The sequence below is a fragment of the Brevundimonas sp. genome (genome assembly GCF_031412435.1).
GTDB lineage: Bacteria > Pseudomonadota > Alphaproteobacteria > Caulobacterales > Caulobacteraceae > Brevundimonas.
The window spans coordinates 1-15,297 of sequence record NZ_JANODA010000058.1; the positions used below are offsets into that span (position 1 = coordinate 1).

A 15,297-nucleotide genomic window follows, 5' to 3' on the forward strand; every position below is an offset into this window, starting at 1 on the left:
GAGCACATCCAGACCGTCGGCGACGCGGTGAAGTTCATCGACGAGAAAACCGCGGCCTAAGCCAAGGTCCCAACGGCATTCAATGGCCGCCCGGCCCTCCTAGCGGAGAGGCCCGGCGGCCATTACTGTTTCTGATTCAGAGTTTCCTGGAGCTGGAGCCCGACATCATGCGTCGCGTCGTCGTCACCGGTCTCGGCCTTGTCACGCCCCTGGGCAACGGGGTCGAGCACAGCTGGAAGGGTATCGTCGAGGGCCGTTCGGGCATTCGGCCTATCACCGCATTCGACACCGAGGGCTATGGCTGTACGATCGCCGGCGAGGTCCCCAGCGTGGACGGGCGTGGCGGCGGTGGTCCCGACATCCCGGGCAGCTTCGATCCCGACGCCATCATGTCCGCCAAGGACCGGAAGCGCGTCGACGACTTCATCCTGTTCGGTATCGCGGCGGCCGATGAAGCCCTGAACGACGCCAACTGGCATCCCGAGACCGACGAGGACAAGGAACGCACGGGCGTGATGATGGGCGCCGGAATCGGCGGCCTGGGTCCCATCGCCGAGAGCGCACAGATTCTGGCGACCAGCGGCCCGCGCCGCATCAGCCCCTTCTTCATCCCCTCGGCCCTGATCAACCTGGCCTCGGGCCAGATCTCGATTCGTCACGGGCTCAAGGGTCCGAACCACGCGGTGGTCACGGCCTGCGCCTCCGGAGTCCACGCCATCGGCGATGCGGCGCGGATGATCATGCTGGACGACGCCGACGTCATGGTCGCGGGCGGGGCCGAAAGCTCCATCGTGCCGATCGGCATCGCCGGCTTCCTGGCCTGCAAGGCCCTGTGCACCGCCTACAACGACACGCCGGAGAAGGCGTCGCGCCCCTATGACCGCGGCCACGCCGGCTTCGTCATGGGCGAGGGCGCGGGCGTCGTCATCCTTGAGGAATACGAACACGCCAAGGCGCGGGGCGCGAAGATCTACGCCGAGGTCATCGGCTACGGCATGAGTGGCGACGCCTATCATATCACCGCTCCGTCCGAGGACGGCGACGGCGCCTATCGCGCCATGAAGGTTGCGGTGAAGCGGGCCGGGATCGCAATCGAGGACATCGACTACGTCAACGCCCACGGCACCTCGACCATGGCCGACTGGATCGAACTGCGCGCGGTCGAGCGGCTCGTCGGCGACCACGCGAAGAACATGGCCATGTCCTCGACCAAGTCCATGACTGGCCACCTGCTCGGCGCCGCCGGGGCCATCGAGGCGGTGTTCTCGGTGCTGGCTATCCGCGACCAGATCGCCCCGCCGACGATCAACCTCGACGATCCGGAACACGAAACCGCCATCGACCTCGTGCCACACAAGGGCAAACCGATGGAGATCGACGTGGCCATGTCCAACAGCTTCGGGTTCGGCGGCACCAACGCCTCCATCATCTTCCGCAAGGTCGTCTGATCGTGACGAGCGCCGGGGGGGCGCCGAAACAGAAGCGTCCGGGTCTCGTCGTGGCGCTGCTGGCGGCGTCCGCGACCTTCAGCCTGTTCCTGATCGCCGCCCTGGCCTGGGGCTGGAGCGTCTATTATTCGCCCGGCCCGACGGCGCGCGAGGGCGACACGACAGTGGTCACCCTGCCCAGCGGCTCGGGGGTCTCGACCATCGCCGCGACCCTGAAGCGCGCGGGCGTGATCCGTTCGGTCGATATGTTCAAGGCCGCCGCCACCCTGACCGGGGCGGATCGTCGGCTGCGGGCCGGCGAGTATGAGGTACCGACGCGGGCTTCGCTGAAGGCCGTCCTCGGCCTGCTGACCGACGGCCGGGTGGTGCGCCATTTCGTGACCATCCCCGAGGGCTGGTCCTCGGCCCAGGCGGTGGACATCCTCAATGGCGAGGCGATCCTGACCGGGACCATCGACGAAGTGCCCGAGGAAGGCTCCCTGTGGGCCGACACCTACGAGATTTCGCGTGGAGAGACCCGCGCCTCGGTCATCGCCCGCATGCAGCGCGACGCAGCCGACAACCTGGCCGCACTCTGGGCCGCGCGCAGCCCCAACACGGTGGTCCGCACGCCCGAGGAGGCCGTGATCCTGGCCTCCATCGTCGAGAAGGAGACGGGTCTGGCGCGGGAGCGGCCCCGGGTGGCGGCCGTGTTTTCGAACCGCATCCGGCTCGGCATGCGGCTGGAGAGCGACCCGACCATCATCTACGGCATCACCAAGGGCCGTCCGCTCGGCCGTGGCATCCGCCTGTCGGAGCTGCAGCGCGATACCGGCTGGAACACCTATCTGATCGACGGCCTGCCGCCGACGCCGATCGCCAATCCGGGCCGTCAGGCGCTGGAGGCTGTGCTCAATCCGCCGGCGACCCAGGACCTGTTCTTCGTCGCCGACGGCACGGGCGGCCACGCCTTCGCCCGGACCTACGAAGAGCATCTGATGAATGTCTCACGCTGGCGGGCGATCGAGGCGGGCAAGGCCCCGCCGGCCGAAACCCTGCCGCCCGGCGCGGTCCCCGGCGCCCCGCCGCCCGGACAGGGCACGCCCGAGGGCGCGGCGGTCGCCCCGCCGACCGTGACCGGCGAGGCTGTCATCACCATGCAGGCGCCGGGAACGGTGACGCCGTCGCGAACCCTGCGTCCCGCGACGCCCGCCGTGCCCGCCACCCCGGCGGCGGGTCAATGACCGTCTTGTCCGGCCCCATCCTCTCCGGAATGACCGGCTTCGGCCGGGCCGATGGCACGCTCGACGGCTGGACCTGGTCGGTCGAGGCGCGCTCGGTCAACGGCCGCAATCTGGAAGTCCGCTTCCGGGGACCGAACGGGTTCGACAATCTGGAACGGCTGGCCAAGGCCGCCGGTCAGGCGCGCCTCAGCCGGGGCCAGGTCACGATCGGCATCCAGGCGCGCAGGGCTCCGGGCGACGCCTCGGCCCTGAAGGTCAACGAGGCCGTTCTGGCCCGCTATCTCCACCTCGCCAACCAGCTGGCGGAGGAGGGGGCGACCCCGCCGTCGGCCGACGGCCTGCTGGCCCTGCGCGGCGTGCTCGACATCGACGAGGAGGCCGAGGATCCCGAGGCCCGCGCCCCGATCGAGGCCGCCATGGCCGCCACGGTGGAACAGGCGCTGGACGCGCTGAAGATTTCCCGCGAACGCGAGGGCGCCCAGTTGCGCCCGGTGATCGAGGACTTCGTCTCCCGCATCGAAGGCCTCGTCGCCACGGCCGAAACCGAGGCCGCCGCCCAGACCGAGGCCGTGCGCGAACGCTTCGCCCGTCGCATGGCCGAACTGGCCCCCGACGCACCGGGGCTTCAGGACCGGATTGTGCTTGAAGCCGCCGCCCTCGCCACCAGGGCCGATGTGCGCGAGGAACTGGACCGGCTGACGGCCCACGTCGCCTCCGCCCGCGCCCTGCTGGATCAGCCGCCCGCCGGCCGCAAGCTAGACTTCCTGATGCAGGAGTTCATGCGCGAGGCGAACACTCTCTGCTCGAAATCGGCTACGACCGCCCTGACCGCCACGGGCCTCGACCTGAAGGCCGTCATCGAGCAGCTCCGAGAACAGGTCCAGAATGTCGAATGAACGCACGCCCCGCCGGGGCGTCCTCCTGATCGTCGCCAGCCCCTCGGGGGCCGGCAAGACGTCGCTGTGCCGTCGCCTGATGGCCGATCACGGCGGGCTGGAGCTGTCGGTCTCCATGACCACGCGCGGCATCCGCCCGGGCGAGGTGGCCGACCGCGACTATCATTTCGTCTCGCCGGAAGAGTTCCAGAAGGGGATCGACGAAGACGCCTTTCTCGAATGGGCCGACGTGCATGGCAACCGCTACGGCTCACCCCGAGGGCCGGTCGACAAGGCCTTGGCCGAGGGCCGCGACGTCCTGTTCGACATCGACTGGCAGGGCGCGCGCGATATCGCTGTGAAATGCCCGGAAGACGCCGTGCGGGTCTTCATCCTGCCCCCCAGTCTTGAAGAGCTGAAGCGCCGTCTGGTGACCCGCTCGCAAGACGCCGACGACGTCATCGAGCGCCGGATCGCCAACGCCAAGGGCGAGATCGAGCACTGCGGGGAGTTCGACTACGTCTTCGTCAACGACGACTTCGACCGCTCCTATGCCGAGCTGGCCCACATCTATCACGCCGAGCGCAGCCGCCGGTTCAGGAACGTCTGGGTCCGCGACTACCAGTCGGCCCTGCTGGCCGAAGACGTCTGACGCGCCGTCAGGCCGGAACGTAGGTCAGCCTGACCACCGACTCCCCGATCAGCTGGTTGCCCACGAGCCGTAGCGGTGGCCTGGCCGCCTTGAAGAAGGGCGTTCCGCCGCCCAGCACCACCGGGTGCAGGTAGATCTGATATTCGTCGATCAGGCCCAGCGGGGTCAGGATGGCGGCCAGGGCCGGACCCGCGACCTCGATCTCTCCGTCCTGTTCCGCCTTCAGCGCGCGGATCGCCGTCTCAAGGTCGCCCATCAGCAGGGTCGCGTTCGGCCCGACCGAAACGTGCGACCGGGACGCGACCCACTTGGGGCTGTCGCGCCACGCTCTGGCGTAGTCCCGCTCGGCATCGCCCCACTCGGGCCGGTCCTCGTCCCAGTAGCGCATGATCTCGTACAAGCGGCCGCCGTAGAGGCTGCCGGTCACGCGGCTCATGTGGTCGATGAAGTGGCGGAACAGCACGGCGTCGGGCCCGAAGCCGTCGTGATCGACGTAGCCGTCCAGCGACTGGTTCAAACCGTAGATCAGCCTCGCCATCTCGCCCTCTCCCTGGGTGGCGAAACAATAGCCCTGGCATTGGCGGAGTCCATGCGAGCGCCCGCCGCGTCACTCAGACGATGGGGGAGTCCAGAAGCGTCGCAGGTCGCAAGATGGGAATTGTCTGCAACCTGTTGTAATTGTTAATTTGCATTCTGTGCACCCAGTCCCTTGGGAGTGCAATTCCAGATCAGCCTGATCTCCCCTCGAACCACGGGGTGATGCGGCCCAGGGCCTCCTCGATTTCCGGCGTCGAGACGGCGAAGCTGAAGCGCATGAAGCGGTGGCCGTCGACGGGATCGAAGTCCACGCCGGGCGCCGTGGCGACGCCCGTGTCTCTCAGAAGCTGCTCGCAGAAGGCCACGCTGTCGTCGGTCAGATGGCCGATGTCGGCCCAGATGTAGAAGGCGCCGTCGGGCGGGGCGATCGACTTCAGGCCCAAGACCGGCAGGGCCTCCAGCATCAGGGCGCGGTTGCGGGCATAGGTCTCGATATGGCCTTCCAGCACCGCGTGCTGGTCCATGGCCACCAGACCCGCGTGCTGGCTCAGCGACGGCGGGGTCAGGAACAGGTTGCCGATATAGGCCCGGGCCGTCTCGATATGGTCGGGCGGGACCAGCAGCCAGCCCAGCCGCCACCCGGCCATGCTCCAGTATTTGGAGAAGCTGCTGATCACCATGGCCCCGGGCGCGAACTGCAGCAGCGAAGGCTGGGGCCCGACGTAGGAGAGACCGTGGTAGATCTCGTCGGACAGGATCTGCATCCCCTTGCGGCCGCAGACTTCGGCGATGGCGGCCAGTTCCCCGGCGGCGATGACGGAGCCGGTCGGGTTCGCAGGGCTGGCGATGATCACCCCGGCGGGCGCCGGCTCCAGCGCATCCAGGGCGGCGGCGGTCAGCTGGTAGTGTTCGTCGGGACCGCAGGCGATCTCCACCGGAATCATCCGCAGCGCCTTCACCGTGTTGCGGTAAGCGACATAGCCCGGGCGGGCCATGGCGATCCGGTCACCGGGCGCGAACCGCGACGACAGGCCCAGGACAAGGGCCGGCGAGGCGCCGTTGGTCAGCAACAACTGGTCGGGTGAGACCGTGACGCCATAGCGCTCGTCGTACAGCCGGGCGATCCGGGCCTTGAGCGGGGCGCTTTCCCAATAGCCCATGCTGTCGGTATCCAGCACCCGGTGGGCCTCGGCGATGGCGGCGGGCGGGGCGCCGGTGGACGGCTGGCCGAACTCCATATGGATGACCGACCGCCCCTCCGCCTTCAGGGCGTGGGCCAGACGGCTGATGGTGATGGCGCGGAACTGGTCGATGTCGGCGGTCATGGTGGGGTGTCTAGGGCCTTCGCTCGCCTTTCGACAGGGCGATGTTCTGCCCCGTTGCCCGCATCAACCCGCGACGGGCGATCGCGTGTGTTCATAGAACCACTGCAGCGTCCGGTCCCAAGCCTGGGCGGCTGTGGTGGGGTTGTAGCGCTCCGGCGTCGCGTCGTTGAAGAAGCCGTGGACCGAGTCCGGCCACAGATGGCCTTCATGGCGAACGCCGTGACGCTCCAGTTCGGCGATCTGGGCCGGATAGGCCTCGGCCAGCCGCGTATCCAGCGCCCCATGGTGGATCAGGATGGCGGCCTTGATCGCGGGCACCAGCTCCGACGGCGTGGCCCCGCCGTAGAAGGGCGCAGCGGCGGCGAGATCCGGGCCCATCAGCCCTGCGAGCAGGTTCGACTGTCCCCCGCCGAAGCAGAAGCCGGTCGCCGCGATCCGCCCGTTGCAATCCGGCCGGGCCTTGAGCCAGCGGGCCGCGGCGACGAGATCCTGGGTCATCTTGTCCCGGTCCAGTGCTGCGAACAGCTGACCGCCCTTGAAGTCATCGCCCGGGTAACCCCCGACGCTGGTCAGGGTGTCGGGCGCGAAGGCCATGAAGTTCGCAAGGGCGAAACGACGCGCCACGTCCTCGGTATGCGGGTTCAGGCCCCGGTTCTCATGGATCACGATCACGCCGGGCAATAGGGCGGGCTCGGCGCTGCGCGAATCGGCGCTGAACGGGCGGACCAGATAGCCCCGGATGGAGCCGTTGCCGTCCGGGGACGGCACGGTCACATAGTCCGCGCGGATGCGCTCATCGTCCCTCGCGACCTGCTGGCCCAGCGCATAGTTGGGCATCAGGGCCTCGACGATCACCGAGGCGCTCAGGCCCGCGACGGCATAGCGGCTGACACCCCGGACGAAGGCACGTCGGTCGATCTCACCGTGAATGAAGCGGGTGTAGAGATCCACCGCCCCGGCCGGAATCTTCCTGTTGTCGTCGCCCATGTCCGCCTCCCGTTCCGTCTCTCCGGAGCGGAGAGGCCCGCAGTCTGGATCAAGGCGCGCGCCGACGCTACCGGGTCAGGAACCGCAGGCGGAGGCCAGCCGCAGGAAGCCGGCAATGTCGATGGTCTCGGCCCGCGCATCCGGGTCGATGCCGGCGGCCTCGCACAGGGCCCCGCCGCCGAGCTGTTTCAGGCTCGACCGCAGCATCTTCCTCCGCTGGCCGAAGGCGGCGGCCGTGACCCGCTCCAGCCGTTTCAGGGTGGCGGCGTCGGGCCGGTCGGGGCGGGGGACCACATGGACGACGGCCGAGGCGACCTTGGGCGGCGGGGTGAAGGCTGCGGCCGGCAGGTGCATCACGATCTTCACCTCGGCCACGGCCTGGGAGATGACCGCGAGGCGGCCATAGGCGTCGTCGCCCGGCGCGGCTGTGATCCGCTCGGCGACCTCCTTCTGGAACATCAGGGTCATGGCCACAGGCGTCCACGCTCCCGTCAGCCAGTCGATCAGCAGCGGCGTACCGACGTTGTAGGGCAGGTTGGAGACGACATGGGCCGGACCCTCGACCAGCGTCCCCTGATCGATCTTCAGCGCGTCTGCCTCGACGATCGTCAGCCGCCCGTCGCCGGTGTCCAGCTCGTTCAGCAGGGGCAGGAAGCGCGGGTCCTTCTCGATCAGGACCACCGTGCCGGCGTCGCTCTCCAGGATCGCGCGCGTCAGGCCACCCGGTCCGGGCCCGACCTCGATCACGGCGCGGCCTTCAAACGGCCCGGCGAGGCGGACGATCTTGCGCGTGATGTTGAGGTCGAGCAGGAAATGCTGGCCGAAGCTCTTTTTGGCCAGCAGGCCGTGAGCTTCGAGGGATTCCCGCAAGGGGGGGAGGTCGGTGGGATTCAAAGTGATTCCGCTCATCCCCGCGAAAGCGGGGACCCAGTTCTTTTTTGAGGCTCGGTGGCCGGGATCGCGGGCCAGACCTAGCACTGACCGGCGTCGCGCCCAAAGGCCTGGGTCCCCGCTTTCGCGGGGATGAGCGGAAATCAGTGGGAACTGCGCCGGGCCGCCATCGCCGAGGCCAGACGGATGGCGGCGATCAGGCTGTCAGGCCGCGCGATTCCCTTTCCGGCGATGTCAAAACCGGTCCCGTGGTCGGGAGAGGTGCGGATGACGGGCAGGCCGAGCGTGGCGTTCACCCCGCCCCAGAAGTCCAGCGTCTTCACCGGGATCAGGGCCTGGTCGTGATAAAGACAGATGGCGGCGTCGTAGCCGGCACGGGCCTCGTCATGGAACATGGTATCGGCGGGCAGGGGGTCTGTGATGTCGATCCCCTCTGCGCGCAGGGCCTCGGCGGTCGGCCTCAGGACCGTGATCTCCTGCAACCCCAGCGCGCCGCCCTCGCCCGCGTGCGGGTTCAGGGCGGCGAGCGCCAGACGCGGCCGGGCGATGCCGAAGTCGCGACGAAGGACCTCGTGAACCACCCGCGCGGTGCGGGCGACCCGTTCTTCGGTCACCAGTTCGGGCACCTGATCGAGGGCGACGTGGATGGTGACGAGGCAGGCACGGAGGTCCTTCGCGGTCAGCATCATCACCGGGCCGCGCGTCCCGGCATAGGGGGCGTCGGCCGTCAGTTCGGCGATGAACTCGGTGTGGCCGGGGAAGCGGAAGCCCGCTGCGTAGAGCGGGGCCTTGGCGATCGGGGCGGTGACGACGCCGGAGGCCTCTCCCGAGAGCGCCAAGGCCACGGCGCGCTCGATCCAGTCGGCGACGACGCCGGCGTTGCGCGGGTCTGGCTTGCCCGGCTCGATCGGCTCAGGAGCCGGGTGGTTGAGGACAGGCAGGGCGCGGGTGAAGAAGGTTCCCGCATCGGACAGGTGGCCAATCTCCCGGACCGGAACGCCTTGCGCCTCCAGCAGCCGCGCATCGCCGATGACAGCGAACGGCGCCTGTTCCGACCGGGCGATCCAGGCCTTGGCGATGATCTCCGCGCCGACGCCGGCGGGTTCGCCGAGCGTCAGAACAAGAGGCGCGGAGCCCACCCGGTCACTTCATTTCGATCAGGGCGTCCGCACGCAGGTCGCGGATGTAGCGGCGCGCCAGCATGGCAAGGTTCTGGTTCTGCAGCCGGCCCTCGACCTCGCGCGCTGACGGCACGTCGACGCCGCCGACCCGACGACCGCAGACGGCCAGCAGGTGGATGCCCAGGGGGGTGCGGACCGGGTTGGAGACCGTGTTCACCTCGGCCGAGCGAGCGACCTGCTGGAACTGGGGCGCGAGGTTGGCCACGTCGCTTTCGCCGAGGTCGGAGCCGAGCAAGCCCGCTTCCGACGTCGCGCGTTGCAGGATGTTGTCGCAGGTCAGGCTGGGGCGGATCGCTTCCAGACGCTGGGTAGCGGCGGCGACGTCGGCTTCGCTGGCCGTCTCCGGCAACTCGATCATGGCCTGTTTCAGCGTGACCAGGCTCGTCGCCGCGCCCGAACGCTTGTCGCGCATATAGATGATGTAGACCCCGCCCTCGACCGGGATGGCGCGCGACAGCTGACCGACTTGAAGGGCGTCGAGCGCGGTCTGCAGGGCGGGCTGCACAGTGCCCTGGACGATCCAGCCGGCGTCGCCGCCGCGTGCGGCCGACGGGGCGGCCGAGAATTGGCGGGCCACGGCCTGGAAGGGTGCGCCCTGGACCAACTGTGCGACAAGCTGCTCGGCGCCGTTCATGGCCGCCTGCTGGCCGCCGACGCGGTTGGCCTCAAGGTAAATCTCCCCGATCAAGTACTGGGGCTTTGACGCAGCTTCGGTCAGCTGGCGAACGGCCTGCTCGACCTGGGCGCGGCTGACGCGGGCGCGGCTGTTGAAGCGACCGCCGACCAGTTCACGCCAGCCGATCTCGGTGCGCAGCTGTTCGCGCATGGAACTGGGGCGGATACCGCCCTGGGCCAGGAAGGCCATGTAGTTCTCGGGCGTCGTGCCGGCATCCTGCGCCATCGCCGCGATTTCCTGATCCACCTCTTCGTCGGTGATCTTCAGGGTCTCGTAATTGGCGATCTCCTGCGCCTGCAAGCGTTCCTCGATCAGGGCCTGCAGCGCCTGCTGCTGGATCGCCGGGATGTTCTCCTCGGTCGGCTGCACCTGGCTCATGGCGATGACCGCCAGCATGCGCTGGCGCAAGTCGAAGCCGGTGATGATCTGATCGTTGACCGTGGCGACGATGCCGTCGGCGAGGGTGAACTCCGGCTCCTCAGCGGCGGCGGTGGCGGGCGCCTGTTCGGCGGCCGGATCCAGTGTGCCTGCCGCCTGACCCGCAGGCGCCGTCTGGGCGATCGCCGAACCCGCGACCAGCGCGGCCATCGCGACCCCGGCCGTAAAACGCATCAAACGCATGGTCAGTCCTGATTCCTTCGAGCCTGCTGCCCCGATTCCCCACCGGGTTGGCGCACGCCTTTACGCGTCATGCCTAACGCAAGCCGTTTGATCCATAGCCTGACCCTCCAAAAGTGGCGAGGTTTAGACGGAAGTAGACGCCTTCCGACGGCCCGGTGGGGCTCACGCGAGTGTTGTCGCGCCGATAACCCACCTCAATGCGGAAACAGTCGTCGTCGAACACCACGCCGACTTCGGAGCGGGTGATCAGGTCGCGCTCCAGATCGGCGATGCCCGCGACGGCCACGCCCCAGTTGCCGGCGACGAACTGCTGGCCGGCCAGCTGGACGAATTCGTAGTTCCGGTTGAGCGGGCCATCCAGCGGATTGGAGCGGTCGACGATGTAGCTGACGGTCGCCAGGTTGCGTCGACCCCAGCGACCGTCGAGGGCCATCTCTGCCCGGCGAATGTCGCCCGATCCGTCCACCGTCGCGTGACCCCAGCCGCGGATACGGTCGGAGGGCTGGAAGCTGCCCTGAACCACCCAGTCGGAGGTCTCGGCGGCCAGGCCGGACGGGTCGTAGAGATTGTTCGGCGCGTCCGGAACGGGAATGCGTAAGGTGTCCTGCTCTGCGTCCCGCATACTGCGTCCCACGAACAGGCTGGCGGTCCGGCCCTCGCTCCAGCGCAGTGTGGTACGCACGCCGGCGGTCAGGCGGACGCCGCCCTCCAGCAGGTCATATCCGGGGAAGCGATCGACCCGGAACAGTGACGATTCGTCGAGTTCCACCGTCTGAGCGTCCTCGACGGGGATCCGGAAATCCAGGTCAGGGTCCGTGGAGATCGAGATCTGGCCGAGCGGCTCCACGATAATGTCCGCCCCGTCGCCCAGGCGGCGGATAAGGGGATAGCTGACGTCCAGACCCACGGTGGCGCGACCGCGTGTGATCGTCTCGTCCTCCAGGCCGAGAACCGGCGGCAGGTCCGCGACGGAATAGAGGTCGACGCGACCGTCGACGAACGGCTCGTAGCGAATGCCCGCCGGGGAGGTGAAGCTGCGGCGCCAGTCGAGCTGACCGCTCACGCGTCGGCTGTCGACGCCGGGCAGGCCCAGGGTGGTCCCCGCGGTCGGAATTATCTCTGGCCGCAGGACCGGGCTGCCGAAATAGTCATCGCGGTAGAGGGAGACGGCGGAGCCGCGCAGACGCAGGCGGCCGCCCAGAACCGGGCTCGAAGGTTCCCAGCGAGCGTCGATCAGGGGTGCGACGAGCGGAAGGGTGCCGTCGGACTCAAAGATGTTCAGCGCCGGTGTCACGTCATTGAACAAGGCGACGCGCAGACTCTGGATCGAGAAGGCTGCGATCGACAGATAGGAGCGCTCGGTCTGGCGCTCGGCGTAGACCTGGCTGATCAGACGGCGTTGGTCGCCGTAGTAGAGGCCGTTGTCCTGATAGGGGTCAATGATGTCGTAGCGGTCGAAAAGGGTCTTGTCCGAGGTCCGCTCGGCCGTAAAGCCCCAGCGCCATGGACCTGCGGGATCGAATTTGCCGTAGCCCAGGAAATAGCTGCGGCTGGTGCGGTCGCCGAAGTCGACGTTCGATTCCGCACGGCCGTCGCCGTTCAGGTCGAAGTCGCCGAAGTTCTGGGCGTAGGTGTAGCCGCCCCGGGCAACGATGGTCCCGTCGGCGAAGCGGCGACGCCATTGCAGGTTCAGGAAAGGCAGTACGCGGGTGTTGAACTGGGGGCTGATCAACCAGTCCTCGGACGGCGAGATGACCTTCAGATAGGGCGTCTCCACCGACACGCCGCGGCCGTCGTCATAGTTGAAGATCGGGACGAGGAAGCCCGACGCCCGCTCCACGGTGGGATCGGGATGGGCGAAGAACGGCGTCCACAGCACCGGTACCCCGCCGACCTTGAACACGGCGTTGCGATACAGGATCGCCCGCAGTTCCTCGTCCTGCACCACCTTTTCGGCCTGGATCGAGATCGAGGGCGTCTTCGGATTGCCCTCGGCGTCGCAGATCGGGCAGGGCGTGAAGAGGGCGTAGTTGAGCTCGTTGACGTTCTCGGACCTCCGCACGGCGGTAGCCGCCATCAGGCTGGCGCCGTTGGTCATGCGAGTGGCGAAGTCGACGGCGACGCCGGCCCGCAGATCCGAATCGAGCTCGAGATGGCTGGCGAATACGGTGTTGCGGTCGGGATCGACCAGTTCGACGTCGCCGTCCGCCGTGCCGATGCCCTGGGCGATGTCATAGGTGACCGCGCGACCGCGCAGGGTGTGGCCCTGGAAGCGGGCATAGACGCGGTCCTGTTCGCCCGTCGCGCTGATGACGTCGCCCTGACGCCCGGCGGCGTCGGCCTCGATATAGATGGCGTCCGGAGTCAGGCCGTCGGCCTGGACTGTGGGGGGCGAGGTTGGCGCGGGCGGAGGCGCCGTCTGGGCGAGAGCGGGCAGGGGCGCGCAGGCCAATGCGGCCGCTCCGGCCAGGAGCCGGTTCCGCAGCCGGGTCTTGCGAGAGACGGCGCCTTCAGCCCGCATCGATTTCAACCGTTCCTTCAGGCCCCCGCCGGAGGTCGCTTAGCCGTCTTCGGTATAGAACAGCAAGGTGAAGGCGGCGAGCGCCGTGAGGATCGCCGGTAGCCAAGCCGCGACGAAGGGCGGCACCACTTCGGCCGAGCCCATGGCGGCCGAAAACTGGTTCAGGAAGAAGAAGGCGAAGCCCAGCACAACGGCAGCCACGGCCATGCGGGCGAGATCGCCCAGCCGCATCAGTCGCAGCGAGAAGGCCGCAGCCAGTATGGTCATGGCGGCGAAGGCCAAAGGCGTTGACAGCAGCGACTGGAGCCTCAATCGATAGGCGGTCGAGGAGAAGCCTGCGTCCTCAATGCGCTGGATCTGGCCGGGCAGGGACCAGAAGGGCGTCGACTGGGGCCGGGCGAACCGCTCGAAAGCCTCCTCGTCGGCAAGGGCGGAGGGCAGGTCGAGGGTGGCGTAGCGGACGGCGCGCTGGCCGGTCTGGGCTCCGACCGCGTCGAACAGCCGCCAGCGGCCGGCGCTGAGGCTGGCCGAAGGGGCGTCGATCCGCTCGGTGAACTGGCGCCGGCCCTGCGGATCGGTTGCGTAGATGAAGAAGGTAACGTCCAGCAGCCGGGCGTTGGCGCGGTCCTGACGGCCGGCGCGGATGACCATCTGGCGGGGGCCCTCGCCCTCGCGCAGCCAGATCGCCTGTTGCTCCTCAGCCCCCAGCACGGAGCCGGAAATTCTGGCGCGCTCGCGCTGGAACAGGCCGTCGGCTGAGGCCGCCACAGGGCCGATCACGGTCACTGTCAGGATGCCGAGCACGAGCGCGGCGCCGGCGGCGGGCAGGACGAAGCGCCAGGCCGAGACGCCGGCCGCGCGCATGGCCACCAGCTCCGATCGCCGGTTCAGGCCGACGAAGGCCCCAAGCGTGCCGAACAGGAAGACGAAGGGCAGCAACTGCACGATCACTGCCGGCGACTTCAGTAGCATCAGTCCGAGGATGCGCAGGCCCGACAGGTCGGTGTCGGATCCCAGGCCGCGTGAAATCTCCACGAAGTCAATCAGCATCACCAGAGCAGCGATGACCGCGAGCGCGACGCCCAGCGAGCGGGCCAGCTGGATCAGGACGTAGCGCTCGATCCGCCCGAGGCGCAGGGCGCTCAGGACATGCCGGGGCGCGTCGGCGATGGAGCCGAAGCCGCTCATGCGAACCGCGCCTTCAACTGGGCCAGAGGCGACCGGCCTTTCGAGCGGCGCGGCTTCAGCGCCCGGAAAAGGAAACGCAGGGCGAAGGCGGTGGCCGCGATGGGCAAAAGATACTGGAAGACGTTCAGCCAGCTGTTCCAGGCACTGGCGGCGACGACCGCGTAGCCGAAGATGCGCACCAGGAGGAATGCGGCCGATGCCTTGGCGATACGCGAGCCATAGCCCGTGCGGCTGAAGGCCCCGCCCATGATGGCGGCCAGGGCCATCGCCATCGCCGTCAGGGCATAGAGGGGCGAAGACAGACGGCTATGCGCCTCTGCCAGCAGTTCGCCGCGCGGGGCGGTGTCGCGGATCAACTCGGGCGTGGGGTCGAACAGCTGGGTGATCCAAAGGTCGGCGGGTTTGTAGCGAATGCGTTCGGTGTCGCTGACGTACTGGCCGAGCGGAAAGACATAGCCGTCGAAGGACAACTGCTGCAGGACGCCCTTGGAATCGTACTGCTGCCACGAGCCCTGTTTCATCGTCAGGACGGGCTGGCCGTCGACGCGGCCGAAGCGCGCCTCGGACGCGTCCCAGGTCGTCACCGTGTCGTCGTCCTCGATGTAGATGAAAAGGTTCTTCAGCAGGCCGTTCTGTTCGATCTGCTGGACGTAGACGGTCAGGCCATTGGGGCCCTGAACGAAGCGGCCTTCCTCCACCAGCAGGGCGGCGAGGTCGGTCCGGATTTCGAATGCCTGTTCGCGCGAGGTGCGCTGGGCCCAGGGCTGGATCACGACGTTGGTCGCGAGGGTCACCAGGGCGACTGCAAGGGCCAGACGCGCTGAGGGTGCGATCATCTGCCAGCGCGACATGCCGCTGGCGTAGGCGGCGGTCAGTTCCTGCTCGCGCTGCAGCCGGGTCAGGGCGATCAGGGCGCCGACGAACAGACCGATGGGCAGGATGACGCCCAATAGCTGGGGCACCGCCAGCAGGGTCAGTTTCAGCATGACCCAGACGCTCTGACCGCGTTCCACGATGACTTCGAGCTGGTCGAGACTCTGGCTCAGGAGGCCGATTCCGGCCAGCGAGCCGCAGGCCGCGAGGACGGGCAAACTGATCTGGCGGAAAAGGTAGCGTTGAATCAGGGTCATGCGGGCGATGAAATCACCCGGTTGCGGGCGCGGACGTTGCGG

At 68.2% G+C, this 15,297-nt stretch carries 13 protein-coding genes; 4 read left to right on the forward strand and 9 right to left on the reverse strand.

Annotated elements, in window-relative coordinates:
* The first annotated feature begins 167 nt into the window (after positions 1–167).
* Genes fabF through gmk form a run of 4 tightly spaced genes read left to right on the forward strand, consistent with a single transcriptional unit; the run spans position 168 to position 4,198 of the window.
* On the forward strand, positions 168–1,448 hold the full coding sequence (gene fabF / locus RMO01_RS11445) for a beta-ketoacyl-ACP synthase II (RefSeq protein ID WP_309629185.1): 1,281 nt from the start codon (positions 168–170) through the stop codon (positions 1,446–1,448).
* Complete coding sequence (gene mltG / locus RMO01_RS11450) at positions 1,445–2,671, forward strand: endolytic transglycosylase MltG (protein WP_409013073.1); 1,227 nt, start codon at positions 1,445–1,447, stop codon at positions 2,669–2,671. Before fabF ends, mltG begins: the two co-directional genes overlap by 4 nt.
* Positions 2,668–3,567 (forward strand): YicC/YloC family endoribonuclease, encoded by a 900-nt coding sequence (locus tag RMO01_RS11455; protein WP_309629187.1) that lies wholly within the window; start codon positions 2,668–2,670, stop codon positions 3,565–3,567. Before mltG ends, RMO01_RS11455 begins: the two co-directional genes overlap by 4 nt.
* Positions 3,557–4,198, forward strand: coding sequence for a guanylate kinase (gene gmk, locus RMO01_RS11460; protein ID WP_309629188.1), 642 nt, complete (start codon positions 3,557–3,559; stop codon positions 4,196–4,198). Before RMO01_RS11455 ends, gmk begins: the two co-directional genes overlap by 11 nt.
* A 7-nt stretch (positions 4,199–4,205) precedes the next feature.
* On the opposite strand, the gene RMO01_RS11465 is transcribed toward gmk, so the two are convergent.
* The 9 genes from RMO01_RS11465 to RMO01_RS11505 all read right to left on the reverse strand — a co-directional run bounded on the left by RMO01_RS11465 (position 4,206) and on the right by RMO01_RS11505 (position 15,255).
* Complete coding sequence (locus tag RMO01_RS11465; protein WP_309629189.1) at positions 4,206–4,736, reverse strand: dihydrofolate reductase family protein; 531 nt, start codon at positions 4,734–4,736, stop codon at positions 4,206–4,208.
* Positions 4,737–4,926: 190 nt separating this feature from the next.
* Positions 4,927–6,060, reverse strand: coding sequence for an aminotransferase class I/II-fold pyridoxal phosphate-dependent enzyme (locus RMO01_RS11470; protein ID WP_309629190.1), 1,134 nt, complete (start codon positions 6,058–6,060; stop codon positions 4,927–4,929).
* Between the two features lie 63 nt (positions 6,061–6,123).
* Complete coding sequence (locus RMO01_RS11475; protein ID WP_309629191.1) at positions 6,124–7,047, reverse strand: dienelactone hydrolase family protein; 924 nt, start codon at positions 7,045–7,047, stop codon at positions 6,124–6,126.
* Positions 7,048–7,122: 75 nt separating this feature from the next.
* Positions 7,123–7,956 (reverse strand): 16S rRNA (adenine(1518)-N(6)/adenine(1519)-N(6))-dimethyltransferase RsmA, encoded by an 834-nt coding sequence (gene rsmA / locus RMO01_RS11480; protein WP_309629192.1) that lies wholly within the window; start codon positions 7,954–7,956, stop codon positions 7,123–7,125.
* A 125-nt stretch (positions 7,957–8,081) separates the two neighbouring features.
* Positions 8,082–9,077, reverse strand: a complete 996-nt coding sequence (gene pdxA, locus RMO01_RS11485; protein WP_309629193.1) for a 4-hydroxythreonine-4-phosphate dehydrogenase PdxA — start codon at positions 9,075–9,077, stop codon at positions 8,082–8,084.
* A 4-nt stretch (positions 9,078–9,081) separates the two neighbouring features.
* On the reverse strand, positions 9,082–10,416 hold the full coding sequence (locus RMO01_RS11490; protein ID WP_309629194.1) for a peptidylprolyl isomerase: 1,335 nt from the start codon (positions 10,414–10,416) through the stop codon (positions 9,082–9,084).
* Positions 10,417–10,489: 73 nt separating this feature from the next.
* Positions 10,490–12,937, reverse strand: coding sequence for an LPS assembly protein LptD (locus RMO01_RS11495; protein ID WP_309629195.1), 2,448 nt, complete (start codon positions 12,935–12,937; stop codon positions 10,490–10,492).
* A 39-nt stretch (positions 12,938–12,976) separates the two neighbouring features.
* Complete coding sequence (gene lptG / locus RMO01_RS11500) at positions 12,977–14,125, reverse strand: LPS export ABC transporter permease LptG (protein ID WP_309629196.1); 1,149 nt, start codon at positions 14,123–14,125, stop codon at positions 12,977–12,979.
* Positions 14,122–15,255, reverse strand: coding sequence for an LptF/LptG family permease (locus RMO01_RS11505; RefSeq protein ID WP_309629197.1), 1,134 nt, complete (start codon positions 15,253–15,255; stop codon positions 14,122–14,124). Before RMO01_RS11505 ends, lptG begins: the two co-directional genes overlap by 4 nt.
* Positions 15,256–15,297: the final 42 nt, after the last annotated feature.

Bases quoted from the DNA above. Each gene is read 5' to 3' on its own strand.
- fabF (WP_309629185.1), top strand. From the start codon at position 168: ATGCGTCGCGTCGTCGTCACCGGTCTCGGCCTTGTCACGCCCCTGGGC.
- RMO01_RS11455 (WP_309629187.1), top strand. From the start codon at position 2,668: ATGACCGTCTTGTCCGGCCCCATCCTCTCCGGAATGACCGGCTTCGGC.
- gmk (WP_309629188.1), top strand. From the start codon at position 3,557: ATGTCGAATGAACGCACGCCCCGCCGGGGCGTCCTCCTGATCGTCGCC.
- RMO01_RS11465 (WP_309629189.1), bottom strand. From the start codon at position 4,736: ATGGCGAGGCTGATCTACGGTTTGAACCAGTCGCTGGACGGCTACGTC.
- RMO01_RS11470 (WP_309629190.1), bottom strand. From the start codon at position 6,060: ATGACCGCCGACATCGACCAGTTCCGCGCCATCACCATCAGCCGTCTG.
- RMO01_RS11475 (WP_309629191.1), bottom strand. From the start codon at position 7,047: ATGGGCGACGACAACAGGAAGATTCCGGCCGGGGCGGTGGATCTCTAC.
- rsmA (WP_309629192.1), bottom strand. From the start codon at position 7,956: ATGAGCGGAATCACTTTGAATCCCACCGACCTCCCCCCCTTGCGGGAA.
- RMO01_RS11490 (WP_309629194.1), bottom strand. From the start codon at position 10,416: ATGCGTTTGATGCGTTTTACGGCCGGGGTCGCGATGGCCGCGCTGGTC.
- RMO01_RS11495 (WP_309629195.1), bottom strand. From the start codon at position 12,937: ATGCGGGCTGAAGGCGCCGTCTCTCGCAAGACCCGGCTGCGGAACCGG.
- lptG (WP_309629196.1), bottom strand. From the start codon at position 14,125: ATGAGCGGCTTCGGCTCCATCGCCGACGCGCCCCGGCATGTCCTGAGC.
- RMO01_RS11505 (WP_309629197.1), bottom strand. From the start codon at position 15,255: ATGACCCTGATTCAACGCTACCTTTTCCGCCAGATCAGTTTGCCCGTC.